At 27.6% G+C, this 2,551-nt stretch carries 4 protein-coding genes; all 4 read left to right on the top strand.

Translation table 11 applies throughout. From position 1 onward, the window contains the following. Positions 1–45 precede the first annotated feature (45 nt). Positions 46–276: a hypothetical protein gene (locus ACFCYN_RS25195; protein ID WP_375952878.1), complete on the top strand. Its 231-nt coding sequence runs from the start codon at positions 46–48 to the stop codon at positions 274–276. A gap of 104 nt (positions 277–380) precedes the next feature. Further along, entirely contained in the window at positions 381–677 is a 297-nt protein-coding gene (locus ACFCYN_RS25190) for a hypothetical protein (protein ID WP_375952876.1), read from the top strand. A gap of 93 nt (positions 678–770) precedes the next feature. After that, positions 771–1,088, top strand: a complete 318-nt coding sequence (locus tag ACFCYN_RS25185; protein WP_375952873.1) for a hypothetical protein — start codon at positions 771–773, stop codon at positions 1,086–1,088. Between the two features lie 443 nt (positions 1,089–1,531). After that, on the top strand, positions 1,532–2,233 hold the full coding sequence (locus ACFCYN_RS25180; RefSeq protein ID WP_375952870.1) for a DUF2711 family protein: 702 nt from the start codon (positions 1,532–1,534) through the stop codon (positions 2,231–2,233). Positions 2,234–2,551 lie beyond the last annotated feature (318 nt).

Here is a 2,551-nt window from a genome sequence, read left to right as displayed (position 1 = left end):
ATTGAAAGAAAGAATTAGTCAGTATGTATTAGGGGGATTTACTGGGTGGGGATAATGATTTTAAAAACTGTTAGTTTAATATCTCTTATTATTTTTGGAGTGTTGTCAATTTATGAATTCATTAAAACCTATATACATTTCAATAAATATTTTAGAGAGAAAGGGGTTAATAAAGTACTAAAAACGGATTATTATTTGAAAACTAAAAAAGCGTATTTGTATTACGCTATTACTGTAATAGCTGGATTTATCTATGGATTCTTAAAGAAATTTTAAAACCTTATGCAACTAATTCATGCGATAGTTGAATAACGTGATCGACGATCTTCGGTCATTTTTTGTTACTCTTCAAAAAGAGTAAGTTAGGGTGGTGAAATAAAATGAAAAAAATTATTTTGTATTTTGTAGCTGGTACATTAATAACTCTTTTTATAACAGACTTATGTAGTTCGCAAACATTTGAAAATTTTTTAGCATATGAAAAAGGTATTACTACTTCGGATAATCATCTATTAGGTTGGTATGGTCCAAATGGAAAACTTAAATATGACTCTTCATATACTAGGGATGGTTTTTTTATTTCAAAACATGAAATTACTTTCATAGACAAAAATGGTAAAAAGATTGAAATTTCAGCTTATAGAATATTAGGTTTTTACTTTAATAATACAAAATAATTAAATTAACTTTAGGATATTAGTTTGCGACTTATATAGCTAACTGATGCTTAAGTTGTACAAGATCAAACTTTTTTAAAGGTGAGAAAAAATATGAAAGTACTTAAAAATTATTACCAATGGCTCTTTAAGAGGAAATCGTATCGTGATTTAAGCGATTTAATAACAAATTCTTTAGGAGTGTTTTTATTAATGGTAACCGATTTTTTTAGCATTTCTTCTGATAATATTGTTATTCCTATAATTCTTATTTTTGTAATGTTTAATACCATTTTTTTACTAGAAGACATTTTTCGAAATTTGCTAAGCTCAAAAAATAGAGATATCCCTTTCATTATATTTGGAATAATATTAGTTTTAATTTTTATATTATCAATTGTAATTAGAGATTTCGGCGAAGGGGTTCTTTAGAATATCTGCTTATGCAACTAACTGATGCGTTAGTTGAAAAACGAGATCGACGATTTTGTCGGTCCTTTTTTATTGAACAAAATGGCAGATTAGTTGCATAAGGAACTAGCTAATTATGCTATTATTGTTTTATGTTAGGGGGAGTATTGTGGATGAAAAATTTATGGAAATGCCCTTTCCAGAACTTATCTCAAAATTAGTAGTATCACCAGTATTTATTATTCAACTACTATTGTGTATTGGTTACATAATTTTCTTATGGAAAGATAAAGGTTGCATTACATTTTTGGGGAAAATTTATTCTATTATTATGATAATTATATATATACTTGCGATTTATTTTCGTTATTTCTATTAATCTTATTGAACTAACGCATGCTTTAGTTTGTTAAGGATTTTAAATATAATCTAAGTTGGAATATGAGATTAAAGTAGGTGAATTAATGAATAAAGCAAGAGTGTTACCAGAACCACATAAGTATTCAGTAGGGGCTTCTGCTGATATGTCTATTAAGGAATTTTACAAAGGGGTATTCGAAGAGGTTTATATTTTTTATCATCCTTTTATTAAGCCTAAAACTTTAGATTATGATTTATTTGTTCCAGATAAATATCCAGGTAAAAATGACATTATTAATAATTGTGAAATGATAAGTTGGAGCCAATTCTTAAATATTTCTGGAATTAAAAATTATAAACAATTAGATATAGGCTTAAGAACTCACATATCAGGTTTAAGAGAAAAATACAAAAATGAAAAAATAGCAGAAATAATTCAAAAGGTTTGTGAAGAGCATAAGATAATTATTCCAACAGAAGGCTTCTTCCCAGAGTTTCTAATGAATTCAATTCTAAGTGTTATAAAAAATGAAGGGCATGATTGGATTTGGATTGGAGATGAATTTTGTACAGAACGTAAATTAGAATATATGGAAGATTTAATTGAAGATAATGAAGCATTTCGAAATGAACATTTAAATCTTTTTACCCATGATAGTAAACTCCTAATAACAACTCATTGGGATAGCCACTTTTCAATGCTCTGTTCAGATAAAATTACTATTGATAAGGTAGTTAAATTATGTAATTTAGAAGGATTTTACTGCGATGAATTTACAGAAATATATTGGAGCTTATTCAACTAAATGATGCTTAAGTTGAATAACAAGATCGGCTGTTTAGTCGATTTTTTTTATGTCACTAAACATGTTTCTATAAGTAGAGGGAGAACAGTTTAGCGGACGTGATCATGAGTCCCACTGGCAGTTACGTTCAACCCTGGCTACTGTAATCATATTACCTATTAAAAATAGGTCAACCAGAAAATTCTGGCTAACCATATAATACGAAATGGCAGTCTAGTTACATAGACATTACATAATTTTCATTTATTAATTGCTTAATAATTTTAGAATTGATACAATTTTCATTCAAATTACTTAACAATGAAATCGAGATGTTAG

Source organism: Gottfriedia sp. NPDC056225 (assembly GCF_042267765.1).
In the GTDB taxonomy this organism is placed as follows: domain Bacteria; phylum Bacillota; class Bacilli; order Bacillales; family Bacillaceae_G; genus Gottfriedia.
This window is presented reverse-complemented; position numbering and strand designations above follow the sequence as displayed.

Bases quoted from the DNA above. Each gene is read 5' to 3' on its own strand.
- ACFCYN_RS25180 (WP_375952870.1), top strand. From the start codon at position 1,532: ATGAATAAAGCAAGAGTGTTACCAGAACCACATAAGTATTCAGTAGGG.
- ACFCYN_RS25185 (WP_375952873.1), top strand. From the start codon at position 771: ATGAAAGTACTTAAAAATTATTACCAATGGCTCTTTAAGAGGAAATCG.
- ACFCYN_RS25190 (WP_375952876.1), top strand. From the start codon at position 381: ATGAAAAAAATTATTTTGTATTTTGTAGCTGGTACATTAATAACTCTT.